This window comes from Ensifer adhaerens, assembly GCF_002940685.1.
In the GTDB taxonomy this organism is placed as follows: domain Bacteria; phylum Pseudomonadota; class Alphaproteobacteria; order Rhizobiales; family Rhizobiaceae; genus Ensifer; species Ensifer adhaerens_E.
Window position 1 is genome coordinate 386,853 of the sequence record NZ_PNFP01000005.1, and the last position, 18,863, is coordinate 405,715.

Consider the following 18,863-nt stretch of genomic DNA (forward strand, 5'->3'; position numbering starts at 1 on the left):
CGCCACCTTCGGCATATTAGTTGCAATCGTAACTATCGATTTTGTAACTATCAAGGATGCCCGATGGTCGCCGTTGGTTTCGAACTCAACGCCTTTCTGCCCTATCGCCTCAACCGAGCGGCCGAGTTCGTCGCATTGCGCTTTGCCGCACAATACAAGGCGCGCTACCAGCTCACCCGGCCTGAGTGGCGCACGCTCGCGGCGCTTGGCAGCAACAACCGTCCGATGACGGCGACCGAGGTCGGGACCCACTCCGCCATGCACAAGACCAAGGTGAGCCGCGCCGTCGCGGCGCTTGAAAAGCGCCGCTGGCTGACACGGCGCGAAGACGAAGGCGACCGCCGCATCGAGCATCTGGAACTGACAAAGGCAGGCATTCGGGCCTATGGCGAACTGACGGAACTTGCCGCCCGCTATCAGGCAGAACTCGATACGCTGATCGGCGCGGCCGGCATGCAGGCACTGGCAACCGGCCTGGAAGCGGTGGAACGCGCCATCGGCAGGTTCGAACCCCCGCCATCGATTTGAGGCTTCAGCCCTTCATCCGCTCGGGGATCGGCACGCCTTCGAAACTCTTCAGCGTTTCGAGCACGATCGACGTCTTCACATGCTGCACGCTGTCATGCGGCAGAAGCACGTCGTTGACGAAGCGGGACAGGCCCGCGAGGTCGGGCGTCACCACCCGGAGGTGATAATCCATCTCGCCGGTCAGCGCATAGGCCTCCAACACCTCAGGCAGGCCCGAGATCAGTTTGCCGAAGCGCTTGGCATTGTCGCGATTGTGGGTAGCGAGCGTCACCGAGATCACCACCATCAGATCGAGGCCGAGCTTCTGCCGGTCGATCTGCGCCTGATAGCCGGTGATATAGCCTTCCGCTTCAAGCCGGGTGCGCCGCCGCGAGCATTGCGACGGCGAGAGCGCGATGCGTTCCGACAACTCGTTGTTGGTCAGATGCCCGTCGCGCTGCAATTCGCTGAGGATCTTGAGATCGAACCCGTCAAGCTGCTCCATTCGTGCATCCTAATACGCAATATTGCATGATTCGTGCGTCATCCTGTCCAAACTGCGCAAGAATACAAGCATCATGCATGGGAATTGCGTCATACTCCAGCAAAGTTTGGAAGAATAAGAGGAGACTTCCGATGGGCCCCTTCCCGCATGACGCCCCGCCGGCAACGATTACCGCTGATAATCCCGCCGGCACCGACGGCTTCGAGTTCGTCGAGTTCGCCCATCCGGAACCGGAGAAGCTCGCCGAACTCTTTACCCGCATGGGCTACAGCCCGGTCGCCAAGCATAAAACCAAGAACATCACCGTCTGGCGGCAGGGTGACATCAACTACATCCTGAATGCCGAGCCCGGCTCGCACGCCATGCGCTTCGTCGACGAGCACGGCCCCTGCGCCCCGTCCATGGCCTGGCGCGTCGTCGATGCCAAACATGCCTTCGACCATGCCGTCTCCAAGGGCGCGATCCCTTACGAAGGCAAGGACAAGTGTCTGGACGTCCCGGCGATCGTCGGCATCGGCGGCTCGCTGCTCTATTTCGTCGAGACCTACGGCGCCAAGGGTTCAGCCTATGAGGCCGAGTTCGAGTGGACCGGCGCGCGCAACCCGAAGCCCGAGGGTGTCGGCTTCTATTATCTCGACCACCTGACCCACAACGTCTATCGCGGCAACATGGACAAGTGGTGGGCCTTCTACCGCGAACTCTTCAACTTCACCCAGATCCATTTCTTCGACATCGACGGCCGCATCACCGGCCTCGTCAGCCGAGCGATCACCTCGCCCTGCGGCAAGATCCGCATCCCCTTGAACGAATCCAAGGACGATACGAGCCAGATCGAGGAATATCTGCGCAAGTACAAGGGCGAAGGCATCCAGCACATCGCCGTCGGCACCGAAGGCATCTACGACGCCACCGACAAGCTGTCGGAGAACGGCCTGAAGTTCATGCCGGGCCCGCCGGATACCTACTACGACATGTCGCACGACCGCGTGCACGGCCATGACGAGCCAATCGACCGCATGAAGAGGCACGGCATCCTGATCGACGGCGAAGGCGTGGTGAACGGCGGCATGACGAAGATCCTGCTGCAGATCTTCTCGAAGACCGTCATCGGACCGATCTTCTTCGAGTTCATCCAGCGCAAGGGCGACGAGGGCTTCGGCGAAGGCAACTTCCGCGCCCTGTTCGAATCGATCGAGGCCGATCAGATCCGTCGCGGCGAACTGGGGCCGCAGGCGGCCGAATAATCTCAAGCCGGTCCGGCAGTCTCGGCCGGACACCGGCCTATCGGATCCTCAAGCCTCTCGCCGCGAGCGAGGGGCTTTTCTACAGGCGGAGCCATCAGCTCCGACGCGACCGCATCCAGCATGCTTCAAGGGGCACGCATGGGCGAGAACCTCAGTTCGTAGGCTCGTTGACCACCCGCCAGTTCGGCCGGCCAAGGTCGTGCGGCCACTCGATCACGTCGCGGTCGTTGAAGTAGACGACCTCGGCGAGGTTGGGGAACTGCGGATCCGATTGCGTCGCCGCGTTCATCCAGGGCTGCATATAGGTCTGGCTGCCCTCCCATCCGACTTCGGCCACCCAAATCGGCTTGTTGTACTTGGCCACCAGGTCGTAACCGGGCTTCAGCGCTTCGGTGAAGGTTCTCGGCGCGCCGTACTCGATCTTGTCGTACGGCTCGAGCCCGAAGACCGAGAGCCCGACAAGATCGACGTAGTCGTCACCCGGATAATAGTCGCCGAGGTTCGGCAATCCCTTGGGCGACCACATGATCTGGGCCTTCGGCGCCTTCTTGCGCACGATATCCATCGCGTGCTTGTAGGCCCTTATCCAGTCCTGAGGCTCCCAGCCGGCCCAGGAGAAGCGACCGGACGTGTCTTCCATCTCCTGTCCCCACCGCACGATGACAGGGCTTTTCAGTCCGGCGATGACATCGGCGATCGCTTCCATGTTGGCGTCATATTCGCCTCTGAGCATCCGATCGCGAAGCTGCGCCGGCGTCAGTTTCCAGTCGAGCGACCAGGACCAGGGCTCGATGGTGATCAGCAGGTTGCGATTGCGCTGAAGCGCATATTCGTCGGCAATCTGAAGAGAGGCGAGATCCACGTCTTCCCACGGAAGGAACAGCGCTTCCGTCGAAACGTCGCTCTGGGCGCCGAAATCGCCATGCGGATCATAGGCCCCGAACCTCGTTCCGCCCGGGTGAATGACCGGACGCTTGTCGATCGTCGTCTGCTCCGCATTGGTCGCAGGATTGGCTTGCTCCTGCGCCAACGCGGATACCAAGCTTGCACCGAGATCCAGCTGGAGAGCCAGAGCGGTGCATAGGGCGAATGCCAATTTGCGTTTCATTTCATCCTCCTTCGGCAGAGCCTTTATTTCTTGGCCAGGAACTGTTCCTTCAGCCGTAAGGCCCTGGCCGTGATGTTGTCGCGGGTGACGAACTTCCTGTACTCGTCACCGGACCGAGGCCTGGCGTGGCTGAAGACGTACCACTTCCCGTTCGGCACTTTGCGTTGGTAGACCGTGTCGCCGATCCGGGCATGACCGAAGCAGCTCCGGGCCCTGCCGGCGTTGGCCGCGGTCGTCCAGGTGGCCTGCATGCACATCATGCCGAGGTCGCTGACGTACCAATTGCCTTCGGCAAAGGACCGGTCGCCTTTGCCCTTGTCGACGAACGCGACGAGCTTGCGGCCGTGTGCGGTGAACCGGGCGCCGCCGGTCGACCATTCCCAGGTCTTGTTTCGGTAGAGCGAATAGACCTCATAGGCGCTGAGAGGCGTGGGCTTGACTTGCATCTTCGCCCGGACCGGCTCCGCGCCCAAGTAGACAGCGACCGCTACCATCGGCACCAGCAGCGGAAGAACCATGACTTTCAACGACCCTTTCATTGCTTTTCTCCTTGGATACCAAACAAACTCGACTGCTCGCCGTCGTCATGACGGCACATGAAAGCGACCGACCTTTTTCGTCGTCATCGTCTCCCTGTTACTCTGCTGGCTGACATTCGATGCACTGATTTCGCCGCGCCAACTGCCGTCGGACGGTTGTGAAAACCCTCTCCATTTCAGCCGGAACAAGACGGTCTTCAGATTGGTGCCACTCCCGGCGCCGGCAACCGCGTACCTCGTTTCGGTGAAGCTCACGAACTGCAGGCCGTGCGACAGTGCCTGCGTTGCCTCCGCCCCGTGGCGCACGGCCGATTGAGCCGAGAGCACCGAGACCAGCACCAGGCAGCCGGTCGTCGCCGCCGTCATCGTCGACCGCGAGATCAGCGCCAGCCGATTTTCGCGTGCGTGGCAGATGTGGATCACCGCCACCAGCCCCGCATAGACGAGCGCGTTGATGCCGGCGAAGATGTAAAATCCGCGCGCCGTGCCGGCATCGGAAATCACCCAGGCGACCAGCGCCGACGCCAAGGCGAGCACGAGATAGGGCATCAGCACCCGCACGGGCAGAGGTGCGGCAACCCCGCCCCCCTTCGGCGTGATGCGAAAGTCGACGAAGGATCCGGTCAGGTGATCGCGCACCGCCGCAAGGCAACCGAGCAGCGACCAGGGCCAGCGCGCAAACAGGAACAGCGTGCCTTCCCAGCTTAGAACGCGCGCGTCATAGGGCCGGAACGTGCCCGTCGAGCGCCAGAAATAGGCAAGCGCGATCAACACCAGCGACAGCGGCACAAAGTGCAGCAGGAATTCCGGATAGGTGACGGCGACGAAGGTCCGCCCGGCCATCAGCGCCACGATCGGCATCAGGAACATCAGCGCCATGAAGGACGAAAACAGCGGGTACCAGAGCTGCGAAAACAGGAACTGGAACTTCAGCCGCGGCGACAGCTTCGGCACGTAGACCGGCGAATACTTCAACAGGATCGTGACGAGGCTTCGCGACCATTGAAACTCCTGGACCACGAGGTCGGCGAAGTTCGCCGGTCCGTCGCCATGGGCGATCGCGTTCAGCGCATGCACGCCGCGCCAGCCATGGGCGTTCATCATCAGTGTCGTCGAATGGTCTTCTGCAAGCTCCGGCCCCAGCCCGCCGATCTGCTTCAGCGCCGTGGTCCTGACGGCATAGTGCGAGCCGATGCACAGCGGCGCCCAGCCATTGTTGTAGCCGGCCTGCAGCGAGCCGTGCATGCTGGCCTCCGCATGGAGCCGCCCGCGTGCCGCCCAACTCGTGGCGGCATTGGCGTCGCAGATGCTCGGCGCCGAGACATAGCCGACCGACGGATCGTTGAACGGACGCAGCACCTCTGAAAGGTAGGTGGTCTCCGGCACGTGGTCGGCATCGAACTGGGCGACGAAATCATAACCCTCGTAGCCATAGTGATCGTAGAAATAGGCGAGGTTTCCCTCCTTGCACCGGGTCCGGCGCGGCCAGGAGGCGCGGTGGTAGTCTGCGACGCCCTTTCGCGTCGAGATCATCACCCCGTGCGCCGCGCACCAGGCAACTGTATCCGGCGCGGGATCTTCGTCGGCGAGCCAGACATCGAACTCGCAGCCGGTCTGGTCAAGCATGGCAAGCAGCGTCTTGCGCACCACGGAAAAGGGCTCGGAAGGCGCCTTCGTCACCACCATCGCAACCCGACCCTGCGGCACGGGACCAGCGCTCGCCGCCGCCACCTTGGCGCCGGAAAAGATCACGATGAAATAGACCGGCAGCAGGGTAATCCATCCGGCGACGACCGTAATCAGCACATAGGACGGCCAGTCGACGACATGGGTGGGATCAAGCCACCACTGCCAGAAGTACAGGAGGGCAACGAACCAGGCGGCGACGCCCAGCACATGGAGCCATCGCAGCCGGCCCGAAAAGAGGGCAGTCGGCGCCGATGCGGCCTTCCGGCTCGGCTTGAGGCCGATGTTCATGCCGGGTTTCGCGACTGTCGACGACCAGATCATGAGCGCACCTCCAGGCCGAAGCTCGGCGCGGCGGTCGCGATGATCGTGTCGATGTCCGAAAGCTGCGGGCGGAAGCCCAGTCTTTGACGTGCCCAATCCGTGTCGGCATAGAGAACCGGCGGATCTCCCGCCCGGCGCGGCAGCATCTGCACCGGAACCGATCGCCCGGTGACCCGGTCGATGGCCGCCAGCACCTGCCGGACCGACGTTCCGTGGCCCGAACCGAGATTGGCGTTAAGGACCTCGCCGCCGTCGCGCAGGTAGTTCACGGCTGCCACATGCGCGTCGGCAAGGTCGGTCACGTGGATGTAGTCGCGGATGCAGGTGCCATCCGGTGTCGCATAGTCGTCGCCGAAGACATCAAGCCTTTCGATCCGGCCGGCCGCGGCCATCAGCGCGCGCGGAATGAGATGCGTCTCCGGATCGTGCCGCTCGGTGAGTTCCCCGTCCGGATCCGCACCCGCCGCATTGAAGTAGCGCAGCGCCACCGAGCGGATGCCATAGGCCCGGGCATAGTCGCCAAGCATCAGCTCGATCATCAGCTTCGTGCGCCCGTAGGGATTGATCGGCAACTGCACCATGTCCTCGGTAATCGGCAGGCGCGGCGGTATGCCGTAGGTGGCGCAGGAACTGGAAAAGACGATGCGTCCAAGTCCGGTCGCCCGGCAGGCTTCGAGGAGCGCGATGCTGCCCGCCACGTTGTTGGTGTAGTATTTTCCGGGATCTTCGACCGATTCCCCGACATAGGCGGAAGCGGCAAAGTGGATGAGACAGTCGGGCGAAAAGGTCCGGATTGCCGTTGCCAGCCGTTCCTTGTCCTCGATCGCCCCCTCCACGAAGGGGCCCCATTTCACGTTGTTGCGATGCCCCGTCGAGAAATTGTCGTAGACGACGGGAACGATGCCCTGCTCAGCCAGACGCTTGCAGGTGTGGCTGCCTATGAAGCCGGCTCCGCCGGTGACGAGTGCGACGCGCGACATGTCATACCGCCTCTCCGGCGGCCACGGTGCGATCTGCCGCACTGAGGCGCTCGTCAAAATGGGCGATAGTGCGCTCGAGGCCCTCGCGCAGCACCACTTTCGGCTCCCATTCGAGCTCGGTCCGTGCCTGCGTGATGTCGGGCCGCCGCTGGCGGGGATCGTCGGTGGCCGCCGCCAGGTGCACGATGCGCGAGCGCGAGCCCGTCATCGAAAGCACCATCTGCGCAAGCTCCAGAACCGTGAACTCTCCGGGATTGCCGAGATTGATCGGCCCGATGCATGGGTCGGGCGAGACCGAGAGACGAAGGAACCCGTCGATCAGGTCGTCGACATAGCAGAAGGACCGGGTCTGATGCCCGTCGCCGTAGATCGTCAGATCCTTGCCGCGGAGCGCCTGGACGACGAAGTTCGAGATGACCCGCCCGTCATCGGGGCGCATGCGCGGACCGTAGGTGTTGAAGATACGCGCGACCTTGATCTTCACGCCGTGGGTCCGATGATAATCGAAGAACAGCGTTTCAGCCGAGCGTTTGCCTTCGTCGTAGCAGGCACGCGGACCGGTCGGGTTGACGTTGCCGAAATAGGTCTCCCGCTGCGGGCTGGTCAACGGATCGCCGTAGACTTCCGAGGTCGAGGACTGGATGACGGTGGCGCCGGTGGCCTTGGCGTTTTCGAGCGCATGCAGCGCGCCGAGAACATTTGTCATCAACGTTCCGACAGGATCGGCCTGATAGTCCGGTGGTGATGCTGGAGAGGCAAAGTTGAAGATGACATCGGCATCGATCAGATAGGGCTTTCGAACGTCGTGATCGATGATGTGGAGGTGGGGGTCCTGCGCCAGATGAGAGAGATTTTCGCGCCGGCCGGTCGAAAAGTTGTCAAGACAGATGACCGTATGCCCCAGGGAAAGAAGTCTTTCACAAAGATGAGATCCGAGAAAACCACTTCCACCCGTTACTAGTATTCTCTTCGGTATTCCTGCGATCTTCTTAAGAAACTCCCGCTGTCCGGCCACGGACAGCGGCCCCATGACGACCTTTCGCATGCGCACCTCCAATTATTGTGCTCACCATTTTCGCTGGTGATTTGGAGACGGGATGCGAGCGCAATAGATAATAAAAAACGTATTTATTATAAAGACACGCACAACCCGACAAAAAATAAACTATTCAATCTCAATCAATATTTTTCAGGTTTTCAATTTCAATATTAGCTAACTATCAAATACGTGACATTCAGTCAATATGTACGGAATACATTTCCAGTAAATAATCCAAAATTACAACAAATTACTATTGACATAACCATATATGATTACTTTCGGCCCAATCTAGGCCGAAAGTAACAAGATATTGACCACGATGTTCTAAGGTAACCTGCACTGTGAACTTCAGGGCTTCACTGACCGGTCGCAAGACATTGCCACAGCTGCCCCGCCCGGATTTCGCCGGGCAGGTTCAAGGCAGCATCTGATTTCGGGGACACCCCCAGGAGATCTTGCCCTGGGGTTGAGCAGGGACCTGCCGCGCCGTCGCCGACACCCAGGCCCGCGGCAGACAAATGCCTGCCTTACGTCACGCCTAGTTCTTCCAGCGCGAGAGGATGACGTCGCCATTGCGCTCCGTTGCCGCATCGTTGGTGAAATAGCGAGACGCCGCTTCCGTCCGGTTGCGAACGTTCATTTTCTTATAGATGTTGCGGACGTGAACCTTGACGGTGTTTTCCGACAGCCCGAGCCGATCGGCGATGATCTTGTTCTGCGTCCCTTTGCAGATCAGATCGAGGATCTGGACCTCGCGTGTCGTCAGGCCGTCCGGGCCTGCATCGCGCTTGCGCCGTCCCGTTCCCGACACAGCGGCCTGACCCGGGGCTTCCCCGCGCCTGCCGTAAAGGCCGGTCGCCGCGAAAGGCTCGGGAGAAAGCCGCCGCAGCAGGGCCGCCGGGAAATGTTCGCCGCCCTTCATCAGTAAATCGATGGCGGCAAGGCAGACGTCCAGATTGAGGTTCAACGGCAGGACGCCATGGATCAGGCGCTCCTCCACGAAGCCCGCAATCGACGGGTCGAGTTCTTCGGCATTCTCCACCACCAGGCCGATCGATGCCCGCGGGTGGAACTCGTGAATGGTCCGCAAGATAGCCGGAAAGGATTTGGGAGGCATCCGGTAAAGCATGATCAGCGTGACATCGACGAGACTGCCATCAAGCAGATTGTCCGGGTCGGAAAAGCTGACGATATCGTGCCCTTGAAACCTGGAGCCGACGGCCTGCATCAGGCATTCGGCGAACAGGTCGATCTTGGCAAGCATTACGATCTTTTTCTTTTGTGACAAAGCCTTGTTGTTATCTTCAAAATCACTCACTTTGGAGCTTCCAGGATACATTACGCCCTCCTAGGATTTTTCCATTTGTTTTTATGGGTGCCCCGGTTTCCCTGTCGGCACGCCCGATTCTCAAAAAATTTATTCGGAACCATTTATGCGTCACGATTTTTCCTGCGCGATAAAATTCGCGATAGCTAATGTAACGTAAAGATCTCCACAACGAAACAACCCAAAAGGATTAGAGGGGCGCCAGAGGGGCACTTAAATCGTTATAAATCGAACCATCTTTGGGTTATATTGTAGAAGTTCCGTTTACCAAGTCTCGGAAAGCCTCCAAAAACAAGCCGCTAGGATACCTCCGCCGGGATGGGATGTCCTGGGCGTTTCTGAGAAGGGGCGCCTCACGGAAGGCGATCGATGGATTAGTTAAGCCGTCCCGTGCGGCAGTGCTCAACCCCATTCTGGTTAGGATATACCTGGGAATACTTAGTAAGGACTAGGCAGTCTCCCGTTTGTTGTCGACAAGCGGACGCGACCCTGCACAAACGGCGGACGACACGAGGGAACGGGCCGGTGGATGGCTCTGAAAAAGCTCGGGTTTTCCTCGCCGCCACAAGGGCTTGCCGCCGATGATTAGGCGAGAAAGACTCAGTACTTACAAACCACTAACTAGAATTGGTATCTTCCACGCCGGCACATTTGGAGTCAAATTGGATGTTCGTTCCGGATGGATCAAAAGGGCCGGCTGGGCGCGACCAAGCGCTTTCAGGCGAAAGAACCGTGTCCTCCCGGAGAGTTGCGTCAGCATTCCCCTGAGTAAGCGTAAAGCAAGTAGAGATACTGACAGCTCGAATTCCGGGCGCACATTGCGTGTAGATGTAAAAAGAAATCAATTTAACAAAAAAGCGAAAATCTCTAAGTCAAGATATTGCTCGTTTCTCCAAAAGGAGCCAACACCGGAAAAATACCGTAAGAGTTAAGGGTATTTGGTGTTGGCTTCCCTTTGTCCAAATCCGCTCCATCTCCGAAAATCGTGCCCGACGAGGTCAGACGGTCTGCGAAAGCGGTCGGCCGCCACAGACGCGCCCGAAACCATGCCGCGCAAGAATTCGCAGTGGGTTTTGCGATAACGCGTGACGCGTATTTAAGCGGCTATGACAAAGGATCCGTGCAGCAGCACAGAGCGGCTTCCTGTAGCACCCGCCTTAAGGCTGCAAGCGGCGACCCCGCGGGGCGGGTCGCCGCTGCGATCACTACTTGCTCAGCGCCTGGGTCAGCTGATCGACAATATCCTGCTGCGACTTCAGCCCGGACGCCGTCAGATAAAGCTTGGCGGAGTCGAGATAGACGACATGGCCGTCCTTCCAGGCTTTGGTCTGCCGCACCAGCTCGTTGTCGAGCAGGGCCGCTGCCGGCTGTGCCTGCTGGCCGATGGCCGCATCGCGATCGACGACGAAGATCCAGTCGGGGTTGGTTTCGAGGATATATTCGTAGGAAACCGCCTGGCCGTGGGTCGCCACCTGCAGCGCCGGATCGGCCGGCTTGATGCCGAAGACGTCGTGCAGCGCGCCGAAACGCGATCCCTTGCCATAGGCGCTGATCTTGCCGCCGGTCGTCAGCAGGATGAGTCCCGTCCCCTTTTCGGCCGCAAGGCCGCGCAGCGCCTCGATCGAGGCATCGAGCTTGGCAATGCTTGCCTTGATCTCGGCGTCCTTGCCAAAGATCTGGCCGAGGATCTCTGCATTCTTCTTGACGCTGCCGATCAGATCGTTGTCGTCCGAGGTCAGGTCGATCGTCGGCGCAAGCTTTGCGACTTCGGCATATTTCGCCTGCGACCGCCCGCCGACGATGACGAGATTCGGCTCCGCCGCATTGATGGCTTCGAAATCGGGTTCAAACAGCGTGCCGATCTTCGCATAGCTGTCGGCCTTGTACTTTTCGAGCGACGGAGGAACGGCCGATCCGGGAACGCCGGCAACGGGAACGCCGAGCATATCGAGCGTTTCCAGCATGCCGAAATCATAGACCAGCACCGTCTTCGGATTTTTCTCCACTTCGGTGACGCCGCTGCTGTGTTCGATCTTCAATGTTTCGGCGATCGCCACCGACGCGCCGCCGATCGTCAACGCGGCGGCAAAGACCAGGCTGCGCAGACCATTAGAGAAGGGAGATATATTCATGACTATTTACCTCATGTTTTCTTTTTCTCCCTAGCGCGATTTTGCCAAGAGGGCAATGCGCGCATTCTGCCGCGTTGCGCACGCACAAAACTTGACGAAGTCGATCATATATATGACTAAGGCGAGCCTTCGATCGTGCACCCCACAGGCAGCCGCAAGCCGGGGGGTCCCGTCGCGACGGCGATGGGAAATACAGCCACGGGATACGAGAGCGGTGGTCGAACCGAAACGCAGCTGGAGAGTGACGGAATAATGAGGCCGGTCCTGTTTGCCATCCCGGTCGTCCTGTTGCTTGCCGCCGTCAGCGTTCTCACCGGTGTCGGCAGTCTTGCCGCCAGCGACGACGGGCGCGGCTGGCTTCTGGTCGTCGAAAGCCGCCTGCCGCGCACGCTTGCGCTGATGCTTGCGGGCGCCGGTCTCGCGGTCTCCGGCACGATCATGCAGATGCTGGCGCGCAACCGGTTCGTCGAGCCGTCCACCGCCGGCACCGCCGAATCCGCCGCCCTCGGAATGCTCTTGGCCATGCTGATCGCGCCCAGCCTGCCGGTCGCAGGCAAGATGGCATTCGCCGCCCTGAGCGCGCTTGCAGGAACCGCCCTGTTCCTGCAGATCCTGCGCCGCGTCCCGCTGCGCTCGGCGCTTATGGTGCCGCTGATCGGTCTCATGCTCGGCGGCGTCGTCAATGCCATCACCACGTTCATCGCCTATCGCTACGACCTGATGCAGTCGATGGGCGCCTGGATGTCCGGTGACTTCTCGGTCGTCCTGCGCGGACGCTACGAACTGCTGTGGATCGGCTTCGCGCTGACGCTGGTCGCCTACGCGACCGCCGCGCGCTTCACCGTCATCGGCATGGGCGAGGCGATCGCGCGCAATGTCGGGCTCGACTACGACAAGGTGGTAACCCTCGGGCTCGCCATCGTCTCCATGGTCACGGCAACGGTGGTTGCCACCGTCGGTATGATCCCGTTCCTCGGCCTCGTCGTTCCCAACATCGTCAGCCTGATCCTCGGCGACAACCTCCGGCGCACATTGCCGGTCATCGCCATCTCGGGCGCCGGGCTGGTGCTCGTCTGCGACATCATAGGGCGGATCGTGATTGCGCCCTATGAGGTGCCCGTCGGCACGGTCATGGGCGTGATCGGCAGCCTCGTCTTCCTTCATCTCCTGTTGTCGAGGCGGTCCCATGCAGGCTGATGCCAAGCGGATCTCTCCGTCGACCGTCCTGATTGCGTCCGCGGCATTGGCGCTGCTATCGATGATCGCCTTCATGACCATCGGCGCCAAGGGAAGCTGGAGCTTCATCCTCTCCTTCCGCGGAACGAAGCTGATCGGCATGGTGCTGGTCGCCTATGCGATCGCCGTTTCGACCGTGCTGTTCCAGACGATTTCCGGCAACCGGGTGCTAACGCCGTCGATCATCGGCTTCGACGCCATGTATACGTTGCTGCAGACGGTCATGGTGTTCTTCCTCGGCGCGGCGGGGGCCGCAAGCGTCAACCCGCAGGCGCAGTTCACGCTCGAAACCGCCGTGATGGTCGGTCTCTCGCTTCTCCTGTTCCGCGCCCTGTTTTCCGGCGGCAGCCGCAGCCTGCATCTCCTGATGCTGGTCGGCGTCATCCTCGGCGGCCTGTTCCGCTCGCTCTCTTCCTTCCTGCAGCGCGTTCTCGACCCCAACGATTTCATCGTCCTGCAGGACCGGTTGTTTGCAAGCTTCAACAGCATCGATGCCAACCTGCTCGGCATCGCCGCCGCAGCAACGCTTGCCGTGACCTTCGTCCTGTGGCGGCTGTCCCCCACCTTCGACGTGCTCTCGCTCGGGCGCGAGGCGGCGATCGGGCTCGGCGTCGATCACCAGCGCATCGTCACCCTTCTGCTCGTGCTGATCGCCGTGCTGGTCTCGGTTTCGACCGCACTCGTCGGACCAGTCACCTTTTTCGGCCTGCTCGTCGCCAGCCTCGCCTGGCAGCTGACGCCCACCGCCAGCCACCGCTTCGTGCTGCCGGTCGCCGTCTCCATCGCCATCGCGACCCTTGTCGGCGGCCAGGTCGTCCTCGAACGGCTGTTTGCCTTCAACACAGCGCTCAGCATCGTCATCGAATTCTTCGGTGGCCTGGTGTTCATCTTCCTGCTTATCCGAGGCTCCGCGCGATGATAGAGATCCAAGAGGTAACGAAATCCTATGGCGGCACCGCGGTCGTCGACCGGGTGTCGCTGACCCTGCCTTCCGGCGGCCTGACCTCGATCATCGGCCCAAACGGCGCCGGCAAGTCGACACTGCTGTCAATCGTCAGCCGGCTGATGCCGATGGACACGGGCAAGGTGCTGGTCGATGGCCTCGACGTCAGCCGCGCCGCCGGCGACGTGCTTGCCCGGCGGCTTTCGATCATGCGCCAAGACAATCACATCACCGCGCGCCTCAGCGTGCGCGACCTCGTCGCATTCGGCCGCTATCCCTATTCCAAGGGACGGCTGACAGCGGCCGATGCCGAACATATCGACCGTTCGATCGCCTATCTCGGGCTCGAGCCCTATCAGAACCGCTTTCTCGACGAACTTTCCGGCGGCCAGCGTCAGCGCGCCTTCATCGCCATGGTGCTGTGCCAGGACACCGATTACATGCTGTTCGACGAGCCGCTCAACAATCTCGACATCAAGCACGCGGTCGAGACGATGAAACTCTTGCGCCGTCTGGCGGACGACTTTGCCAAGACGGTCGTCGTCGTATTGCACGACATCAACTTCGCCTCCGCCTATTCCGACCGCATCGTTGCCATGCAGGGCGGCCGCCTCGCCTTCGAGGGGCCGCCGCAAGACATGATCGTGCCATCGCGGCTGCAGGCGATCTTCGACGTCGACTGCCGCGTCCACGCCGTCGGCGACACGCGCCTCGTCAACTACTTCGATTAGACATCGGCGAGCATGCCTTGGCCGGATGCGCAAAGCGCGCTGCACGGAACCCATGCAGCGCGCTTCGACGATGATCATTCCAGACAGCGGCCGATGCGCTAACCGGCGGCGCCGCGGGTGGCCTCCTTGCCGATCCGGACTGCATCCGCTGCGTGATCCTCGTCCGTGACCGAGGAGAAACGCTTCAGCCAGCGGCCCAGTTTCGTGTTGAGGTCGTCCATCACCGTGAACATCACAGGCACGAAGACGAGGCTCAGCATCGTCGAGGTGATCAGGCCGCCGATCACCGCAACCGCCATCGGCGCGCGGAAGGCGGCACCCGCCCCGACGCCGATGACCGCCGGAACCATGCCCGCCACCATGGCGATGGTCGTCATGATGATCGGCCGCGCGCGGGTGACGCCCGCCGTCAACAGCGCCGTGCGCCGGTCGGCGCCCGCGTTGCGGCACTCGATCGCATAGTCGACGAGCAGGATCGAGTTCTTGCAGACGATCCCCATCAGCATCAGGATGCCGATCATCGACGAAAGGTCGAGCGCCGCACCGAACAGGATGAGAGCCAGTGCCGCGCCGCCGATCGACAACGGCAGGGCCACCAGGATAGTCACCGGCTGCAGGAAGTCCTTGAAGAGCAGTATCAGAACCGCCACGACCATCAGGATGCCGGCAAGCAGCGCTAGGGCAAAATTGCGGAACATCTCCGCCATGTACTCCGCGTCGCCATAGTTGGCCTGTGACACGCCCGCAGGCAGTTCCTTCATGGCCGGCAATGCCGAAATCGCCTCGAAGGCCGTACCGAGCGTCATGCCGTTGAGATTGGCCTCGACGGCGATCAGCCGCTTTCGATCGAGCCGTTCGACGCTGCTTTCCTCGGCCCCGAAGGATAGGTCGGCGACCGAGGTCAACGGCACCAGCGCACCCGCGTTCGTGCCCACCTTGAGGTTGCGCAACGTGTCGAAGTCGCCGCGCGCCGACCGGTCGAGCATTACCCGGATCGGCACCTGGCGGTTGCCGAGGTTGAACCGCGCCGAGTTGCTCTCGTTGTCGCCCATCGTCGCAATGCGGGCGACGGTGCCGATCGACGTCACCGACACGCCGAGCCTTGCCGCCTCGTCGAAGCGCGGCTTGACCAGGAGCTCGGGCGAAAGCAACGGCTCTGTCGACCGGACACTGACCAGCCCGGGGAGCGCACGCATCTCGCTCTCCAGACGCCGCACCGAAGCCATCAGCGTTTCCGGATCATCGCCCGTCAGGTAGACGGAAAGGTCCTTCGTTCCCTCGGTCGAGGAGAAGGTCGCCTGAATGTCGGGGGTCTCCGCCAGCAAGGACCGCAACGACAGCTCGAAGGACTTGCGGTCAAGTTCACGCTCCTTGCGCGGCTTGAGCTTGATGCGCAGCGATACCTCATTGAGACTGTCTGTCGTCGCCAGAACGTTCTCGACTTCCTTTCGCGCCTTGAGCTTGGCGACCAGATCGTCGGAAATGCGCGCTGTCTCTTCGAGCCTCGTGCCGGGTGGCAGCGTGATCTTGAGCTGCGAGACATTGCTGTCGCTCGTCGGCATGAATCCCGTCGGCAGCATGCTCAGAAGGGCGATCGAGCCGATGAAGATCAGCGCGACCAGCGAAAGTGCAGTCTTGCGGTGATCGAGGGTCCAACCGAGCATGCCGCGATAGGCGTCGGCGATGCGCGACGGCTTGGTGGCATGGCCGTGACCATGTTTCGGCCGCAGCAGATAGGCCGCCATCAAGGGCGTCAGCAGACGTGCGACCAGCAGCGAGAACAAAACGGCGATCGCGACGGTCAGGCCGAACTGCTTGAAATACTGCCCGACCGCGCCGCCGATGAAGCTGACCGGCGCAAAGACGGCGACGATCGTCAGCGTCGTTGCGACGATCGCAAGGCCGATCGCATCGGCCGCATCGATCGCCGCAAGGAACGGGCGCTTGCCCATGTCGACATGCCGCTCGATGTTCTCGATCTCGACGATCGCATCGTCGACCAGAATGCCGATGACGAGCGTCAGCGCCAATAGGCTGATGCCGTTGAGCGTGAAGCCGAGCAGGTCCATGACCGCGAAGGTCGGCAGGATGGAAAGCGGCATGGCAAGCGCCGAGATCAGCGTCGCCCGCCAGTTGCGCAGGAATGCGAAGACGACGACGACGGTCAGCAGCGCGCCCTCGATCAGGGCCGTGACGGCGGCATCGTAGCTCTCCTGCGTATACTCGACGAGAGAGATCAGCTCGGTCATCTCGACGCCGGGGGTGCGCGCCTGGATCTCCTTCAGCCGCTCGATCACGCGCTCGGCAACGACCGTGTCGCTCGCCCCCTTGCTGCGCGAAACCGAGAAGCTCACGACAGGCTCGCCATCGAAACGGGCAAAGCTGCGCGGTTCGGAGGATGTGTCCTCGATCGTCGCAATGTCGGAGAGCTGCAGCCAGCGGCCGCCGGCGAGCGGAATCGCAAGCTGCCGCAGCTCGTCCACCGAGCCGGCGCTGCCGACGGTGCGGATCGATTGCTCACGTCCGCCGATTTCACCGCGACCGCTCGGAATGTTGATGTTGATTTCCCTGAGCGCGGTGTTCACCTGGTCGGCCGTGACGCCAAGCGCCAGCAGCCGTTCGGGATTGAGCGAAACGCGCACTTCGCGGCTGACACCGCCGAGGCGCTGCACCTTCTGCACGCCGGGCAGCGTCAGCAATTCGCTGGTGATCGTGTCATCGACGAACCAGGACAGCTCCACTTCCGACATGTGAGGCGCCCGCACGGCGTAGTAGACGATGGCGCTGCCGTCGACGTCGAGGCGCGAGACGATCGGCTCCTGAATGGACTGCGGCAGGTCGGCGCGGATCTGCGCCACAGCCTCGCGCACGTCGTTTGCGGCCCGGTCCGGATCCGTGCCGATCTTGAATTCGACCGTGGTCGTGGAGACGCCGTCGGCAATGGTCGAGCGGATGTGACTGACCCCGACGAGGCCGGAGGCGACCCCTTCGACGCGGCGCGTCACCTGCGTTTCCATTTCGCCCGGCTGTGCGCTCGGCTGCGTGATCGTCACCGTCACGATCGGGAAGGATACGCTCGGATTGGCGTTGACCGGCAGCCGCAGAAACGAGGCGATGCCCACCAGCGTGAGCACGACGAAGAGGACGATCGTCGGAACGGGCTTTCGGATCGCCCAGGCGGAAATGTTGCTCGTCATTGCTGGCCGCCCGTCTGCGTCGGCTGGACGTCTTTCGTTGCGACCACTTCACCTTCGCGCAGCGACGCCCCGGACTTGAGAACGACCCGCTCGCCGGCAGAAAGGCCCGAGGTGATCTCGACCTTGCCGCCCTGGCGCATGCCCGCCTTGACCGGCTTGCGCACGACCTGGCCGCCATCGACGACGAAGACCGAGACGGCGCCATCCGGCGCACCGAAGAGCAGGGCGGAATCGTCGACCATGATCGCCTTGCGCTCGGCCACCACGACCTCCGCCCGGCCGAACGTGCCCGCAAAGGGCGGGCGGGCGGTCGACATCGTGACTTGCGCGGTCCCGAGGCGGGTCTCGCGGTCGATCTTCGGGTTGATCACCCGCACGCGCCCCTCGATCCAGTCGTTGCGACCCGAAAGTTTGACCTTCACCGTCTGGCCGACCGCCAGCAACGGCAGTTCCGTTTCCGGCACTTCGGCCGCGAACTCGATTTCGCCGCCGCGAATAAGCTTGAGCAGCGGATCCGAGCCGGCAAGCGCACCGGCGCGCGCAAACCGCTCCGAGACGATCCCGGCAGCAGGCGCGAGGATTACCGCGCGATCGAGCCTGCGTCGCGCTTCCGCTTCGAGCGCTTCCGCCTGCTCGTAGTCGGCTCGCGCGACCTTGACCGCCTGCTCCGCAAGGGCGAGGGCCGAGACGCGTTCCTCGAGAATGGTGGCGGCCTGAAGGTGGCTCAACTGGCGGGCACGGGCGAGTTTCTTCCGTTCCTGCGTGACCGTCTCTTCCTCCCGCGCCATCGCTGCGCCGGCGCGCGCAACGCGGCCCTTGGCCTCGCGCAAAAGGTTCTCCAGCATCTCGGTTTCCAGCCGGGCGAGCACCTGGCCCGCCGCGACCCGATCGCCGATCTCGACCTCGACACTGGCGATACGCTGGTCGGTCAAGGCCGTGCCGACGGCAACTTCCTCGCGGGCGACGAACATGCCGGCAAAGGAGCGTGTCCATTGCTGGGGGCGGTTGTCGGCAACCAGCGTCGTTACCGTGCGGTTCACGGACGGGGCAGGAACGGAGGCTGCGGCCTCCCCGGAGGCCTCAGCCTGGCCGGCGGACGCCGCGAACGCGAGCAGGGCCGCGAGAACGACGTTCAACTCAACTGTACGTCTCATTTCATTGGCTTTCCATTGGCGGGACCGGCTGCGGCATGATGCGCCTGCGGTACCGGTTCCCGGGTCGGGCAAAGGGCGTCGATTATTTATTAGATCATTCAATCTAATAATAAGAGTAATCAAACGCGACAATTGTAAGGCAGATCACATACGAGCATTGCGGGAAGATGGCGGAGATCCTGCGAGCAGTTGCCTTGACACCGATCGG

The 18,863-nt window shown here is 61.9% G+C and carries 15 protein-coding genes; 5 read left to right on the forward strand and 10 right to left on the reverse strand.

Features of this window, described 5'->3' with window-relative positions:
• The first annotated feature begins 63 nt into the window (after positions 1 to 63).
• Positions 64 to 528: a MarR family winged helix-turn-helix transcriptional regulator gene (locus C1A35_RS12860; protein WP_104664684.1), complete on the forward strand. Its 465-nt coding sequence runs from the start codon at positions 64 to 66 to the stop codon at positions 526 to 528.
• 4 nt (positions 529 to 532) lie between these two features.
• Here the strand turns inward: C1A35_RS12860 and C1A35_RS12865 are convergent, their stop codons facing one another.
• Positions 533 to 1,012, reverse strand: coding sequence for an Lrp/AsnC family transcriptional regulator (locus tag C1A35_RS12865; protein WP_065797834.1), 480 nt, complete (start codon positions 1,010 to 1,012; stop codon positions 533 to 535).
• Positions 1,013 to 1,143: 131 nt separating this feature from the next.
• Between C1A35_RS12865 and hppD the strand changes: the two genes are divergently transcribed.
• Entirely contained in the window at positions 1,144 to 2,256 is a 1,113-nt protein-coding gene (gene hppD / locus C1A35_RS12870) for a 4-hydroxyphenylpyruvate dioxygenase (RefSeq protein WP_104664685.1), read from the forward strand.
• Between the two features lie 151 nt (positions 2,257 to 2,407).
• On the opposite strand, the gene C1A35_RS12875 is transcribed toward hppD, so the two are convergent.
• The 7 genes from C1A35_RS12875 to C1A35_RS12905 all read right to left on the reverse strand — a co-directional run bounded on the left by C1A35_RS12875 (position 2,408) and on the right by C1A35_RS12905 (position 11,394).
• Entirely contained in the window at positions 2,408 to 3,364 is a 957-nt protein-coding gene (locus tag C1A35_RS12875; protein ID WP_104664686.1) for a glycoside hydrolase family 26 protein, read from the reverse strand.
• Positions 3,365 to 3,387: 23 nt separating this feature from the next.
• Complete coding sequence (locus C1A35_RS12880) at positions 3,388 to 3,903, reverse strand: DUF995 domain-containing protein (RefSeq protein WP_234822857.1); 516 nt, start codon at positions 3,901 to 3,903, stop codon at positions 3,388 to 3,390.
• A 45-nt stretch (positions 3,904 to 3,948) separates the two neighbouring features.
• Positions 3,949 to 5,880 carry a glycosyltransferase family 2 protein gene (locus C1A35_RS12885; RefSeq protein ID WP_104664732.1) on the reverse strand — a complete coding sequence of 644 codons (1,932 nt, stop codon included), beginning with the start codon at positions 5,878 to 5,880 and terminating at the stop codon, positions 3,949 to 3,951.
• Positions 5,881 to 5,909: 29 nt separating this feature from the next.
• A complete protein-coding gene (gene galE, locus C1A35_RS12890; protein ID WP_104664688.1) occupies positions 5,910 to 6,893 on the reverse strand; it encodes a UDP-glucose 4-epimerase GalE in 984 nt (327 codons plus the stop codon).
• 1 nt (position 6,894) lies between these two features.
• Positions 6,895 to 7,923 (reverse strand): UDP-glucuronic acid decarboxylase family protein, encoded by a 1,029-nt coding sequence (locus tag C1A35_RS12895; protein ID WP_104664733.1) that lies wholly within the window; start codon positions 7,921 to 7,923, stop codon positions 6,895 to 6,897.
• A gap of 550 nt (positions 7,924 to 8,473) precedes the next feature.
• Entirely contained in the window at positions 8,474 to 9,274 is an 801-nt protein-coding gene (locus tag C1A35_RS12900; RefSeq protein ID WP_104664689.1) for a helix-turn-helix transcriptional regulator, read from the reverse strand.
• Positions 9,275 to 10,467: 1,193 nt separating this feature from the next.
• Positions 10,468 to 11,394: a siderophore ABC transporter substrate-binding protein gene (locus C1A35_RS12905; protein WP_104664690.1), complete on the reverse strand. Its 927-nt coding sequence runs from the start codon at positions 11,392 to 11,394 to the stop codon at positions 10,468 to 10,470.
• 252 nt (positions 11,395 to 11,646) lie between these two features.
• Here C1A35_RS12905 and C1A35_RS12910 point away from each other — a divergent pair, with 252 nt between their 5' ends.
• Genes C1A35_RS12910 through C1A35_RS12920 form a run of 3 tightly spaced genes read left to right on the forward strand, consistent with a single transcriptional unit; the run spans position 11,647 to position 14,304 of the window.
• The gene (locus tag C1A35_RS12910) at positions 11,647 to 12,591 is read left to right on the forward strand and encodes an ABC transporter permease (RefSeq protein ID WP_104664691.1); all 945 of its coding nucleotides are present in this window, start codon (positions 11,647 to 11,649) and stop codon (positions 12,589 to 12,591) included.
• The gene (locus C1A35_RS12915) at positions 12,581 to 13,549 is read left to right on the forward strand and encodes an iron chelate uptake ABC transporter family permease subunit (protein ID WP_104664692.1); all 969 of its coding nucleotides are present in this window, start codon (positions 12,581 to 12,583) and stop codon (positions 13,547 to 13,549) included. The genes C1A35_RS12910 and C1A35_RS12915 overlap by 11 nt, the downstream gene beginning before the upstream one ends.
• Positions 13,546 to 14,304: an iron ABC transporter ATP-binding protein gene (locus C1A35_RS12920; protein ID WP_077959605.1), complete on the forward strand. Its 759-nt coding sequence runs from the start codon at positions 13,546 to 13,548 to the stop codon at positions 14,302 to 14,304. The genes C1A35_RS12915 and C1A35_RS12920 overlap by 4 nt, the downstream gene beginning before the upstream one ends.
• A gap of 98 nt (positions 14,305 to 14,402) precedes the next feature.
• Here C1A35_RS12920 and C1A35_RS12925 read toward each other — a convergent pair whose 3' ends face one another.
• Together C1A35_RS12925 and C1A35_RS12930 are read right to left on the reverse strand one after the other, a co-directional pair.
• A complete protein-coding gene (locus C1A35_RS12925) occupies positions 14,403 to 17,501 on the reverse strand; it encodes an efflux RND transporter permease subunit (protein WP_104664693.1) in 3,099 nt (1,032 codons plus the stop codon).
• Positions 17,498 to 18,655, reverse strand: a complete 1,158-nt coding sequence (locus C1A35_RS12930; RefSeq protein WP_104664694.1) for an efflux RND transporter periplasmic adaptor subunit — start codon at positions 18,653 to 18,655, stop codon at positions 17,498 to 17,500. Before C1A35_RS12930 ends, C1A35_RS12925 begins: the two co-directional genes overlap by 4 nt.
• Positions 18,656 to 18,863: the final 208 nt, after the last annotated feature.

Coding starts and splice junctions, on each gene's coding strand:
- hppD (WP_104664685.1), top strand. CDS start 1,144: ATGGGCCCCTTCCCGCATGACGCCCCGCCGGCAACGATTACCGCTGAT.
- C1A35_RS12925 (WP_104664693.1), bottom strand. CDS start 17,501: ATGACGAGCAACATTTCCGCCTGGGCGATCCGAAAGCCCGTTCCGACG.
- C1A35_RS12920 (WP_077959605.1), top strand. CDS start 13,546: ATGATAGAGATCCAAGAGGTAACGAAATCCTATGGCGGCACCGCGGTC.
- C1A35_RS12910 (WP_104664691.1), top strand. CDS start 11,647: ATGAGGCCGGTCCTGTTTGCCATCCCGGTCGTCCTGTTGCTTGCCGCC.
- C1A35_RS12865 (WP_065797834.1), bottom strand. CDS start 1,012: ATGGAGCAGCTTGACGGGTTCGATCTCAAGATCCTCAGCGAATTGCAG.
- C1A35_RS12880 (WP_234822857.1), bottom strand. CDS start 3,903: ATGAAAGGGTCGTTGAAAGTCATGGTTCTTCCGCTGCTGGTGCCGATG.
- C1A35_RS12915 (WP_104664692.1), top strand. CDS start 12,581: ATGCAGGCTGATGCCAAGCGGATCTCTCCGTCGACCGTCCTGATTGCG.
- C1A35_RS12900 (WP_104664689.1), bottom strand. CDS start 9,274: ATGTATCCTGGAAGCTCCAAAGTGAGTGATTTTGAAGATAACAACAAG.
- C1A35_RS12885 (WP_104664732.1), bottom strand. CDS start 5,880: ATGAACATCGGCCTCAAGCCGAGCCGGAAGGCCGCATCGGCGCCGACT.
- C1A35_RS12860 (WP_104664684.1), top strand. CDS start 64: ATGGTCGCCGTTGGTTTCGAACTCAACGCCTTTCTGCCCTATCGCCTC.
- galE (WP_104664688.1), bottom strand. CDS start 6,893: ATGTCGCGCGTCGCACTCGTCACCGGCGGAGCCGGCTTCATAGGCAGC.
- C1A35_RS12875 (WP_104664686.1), bottom strand. CDS start 3,364: ATGAAACGCAAATTGGCATTCGCCCTATGCACCGCTCTGGCTCTCCAG.
- C1A35_RS12905 (WP_104664690.1), bottom strand. CDS start 11,394: ATGAATATATCTCCCTTCTCTAATGGTCTGCGCAGCCTGGTCTTTGCC.
- C1A35_RS12895 (WP_104664733.1), bottom strand. CDS start 7,923: ATGGGGCCGCTGTCCGTGGCCGGACAGCGGGAGTTTCTTAAGAAGATC.
- C1A35_RS12930 (WP_104664694.1), bottom strand. CDS start 18,655: ATGAGACGTACAGTTGAGTTGAACGTCGTTCTCGCGGCCCTGCTCGCG.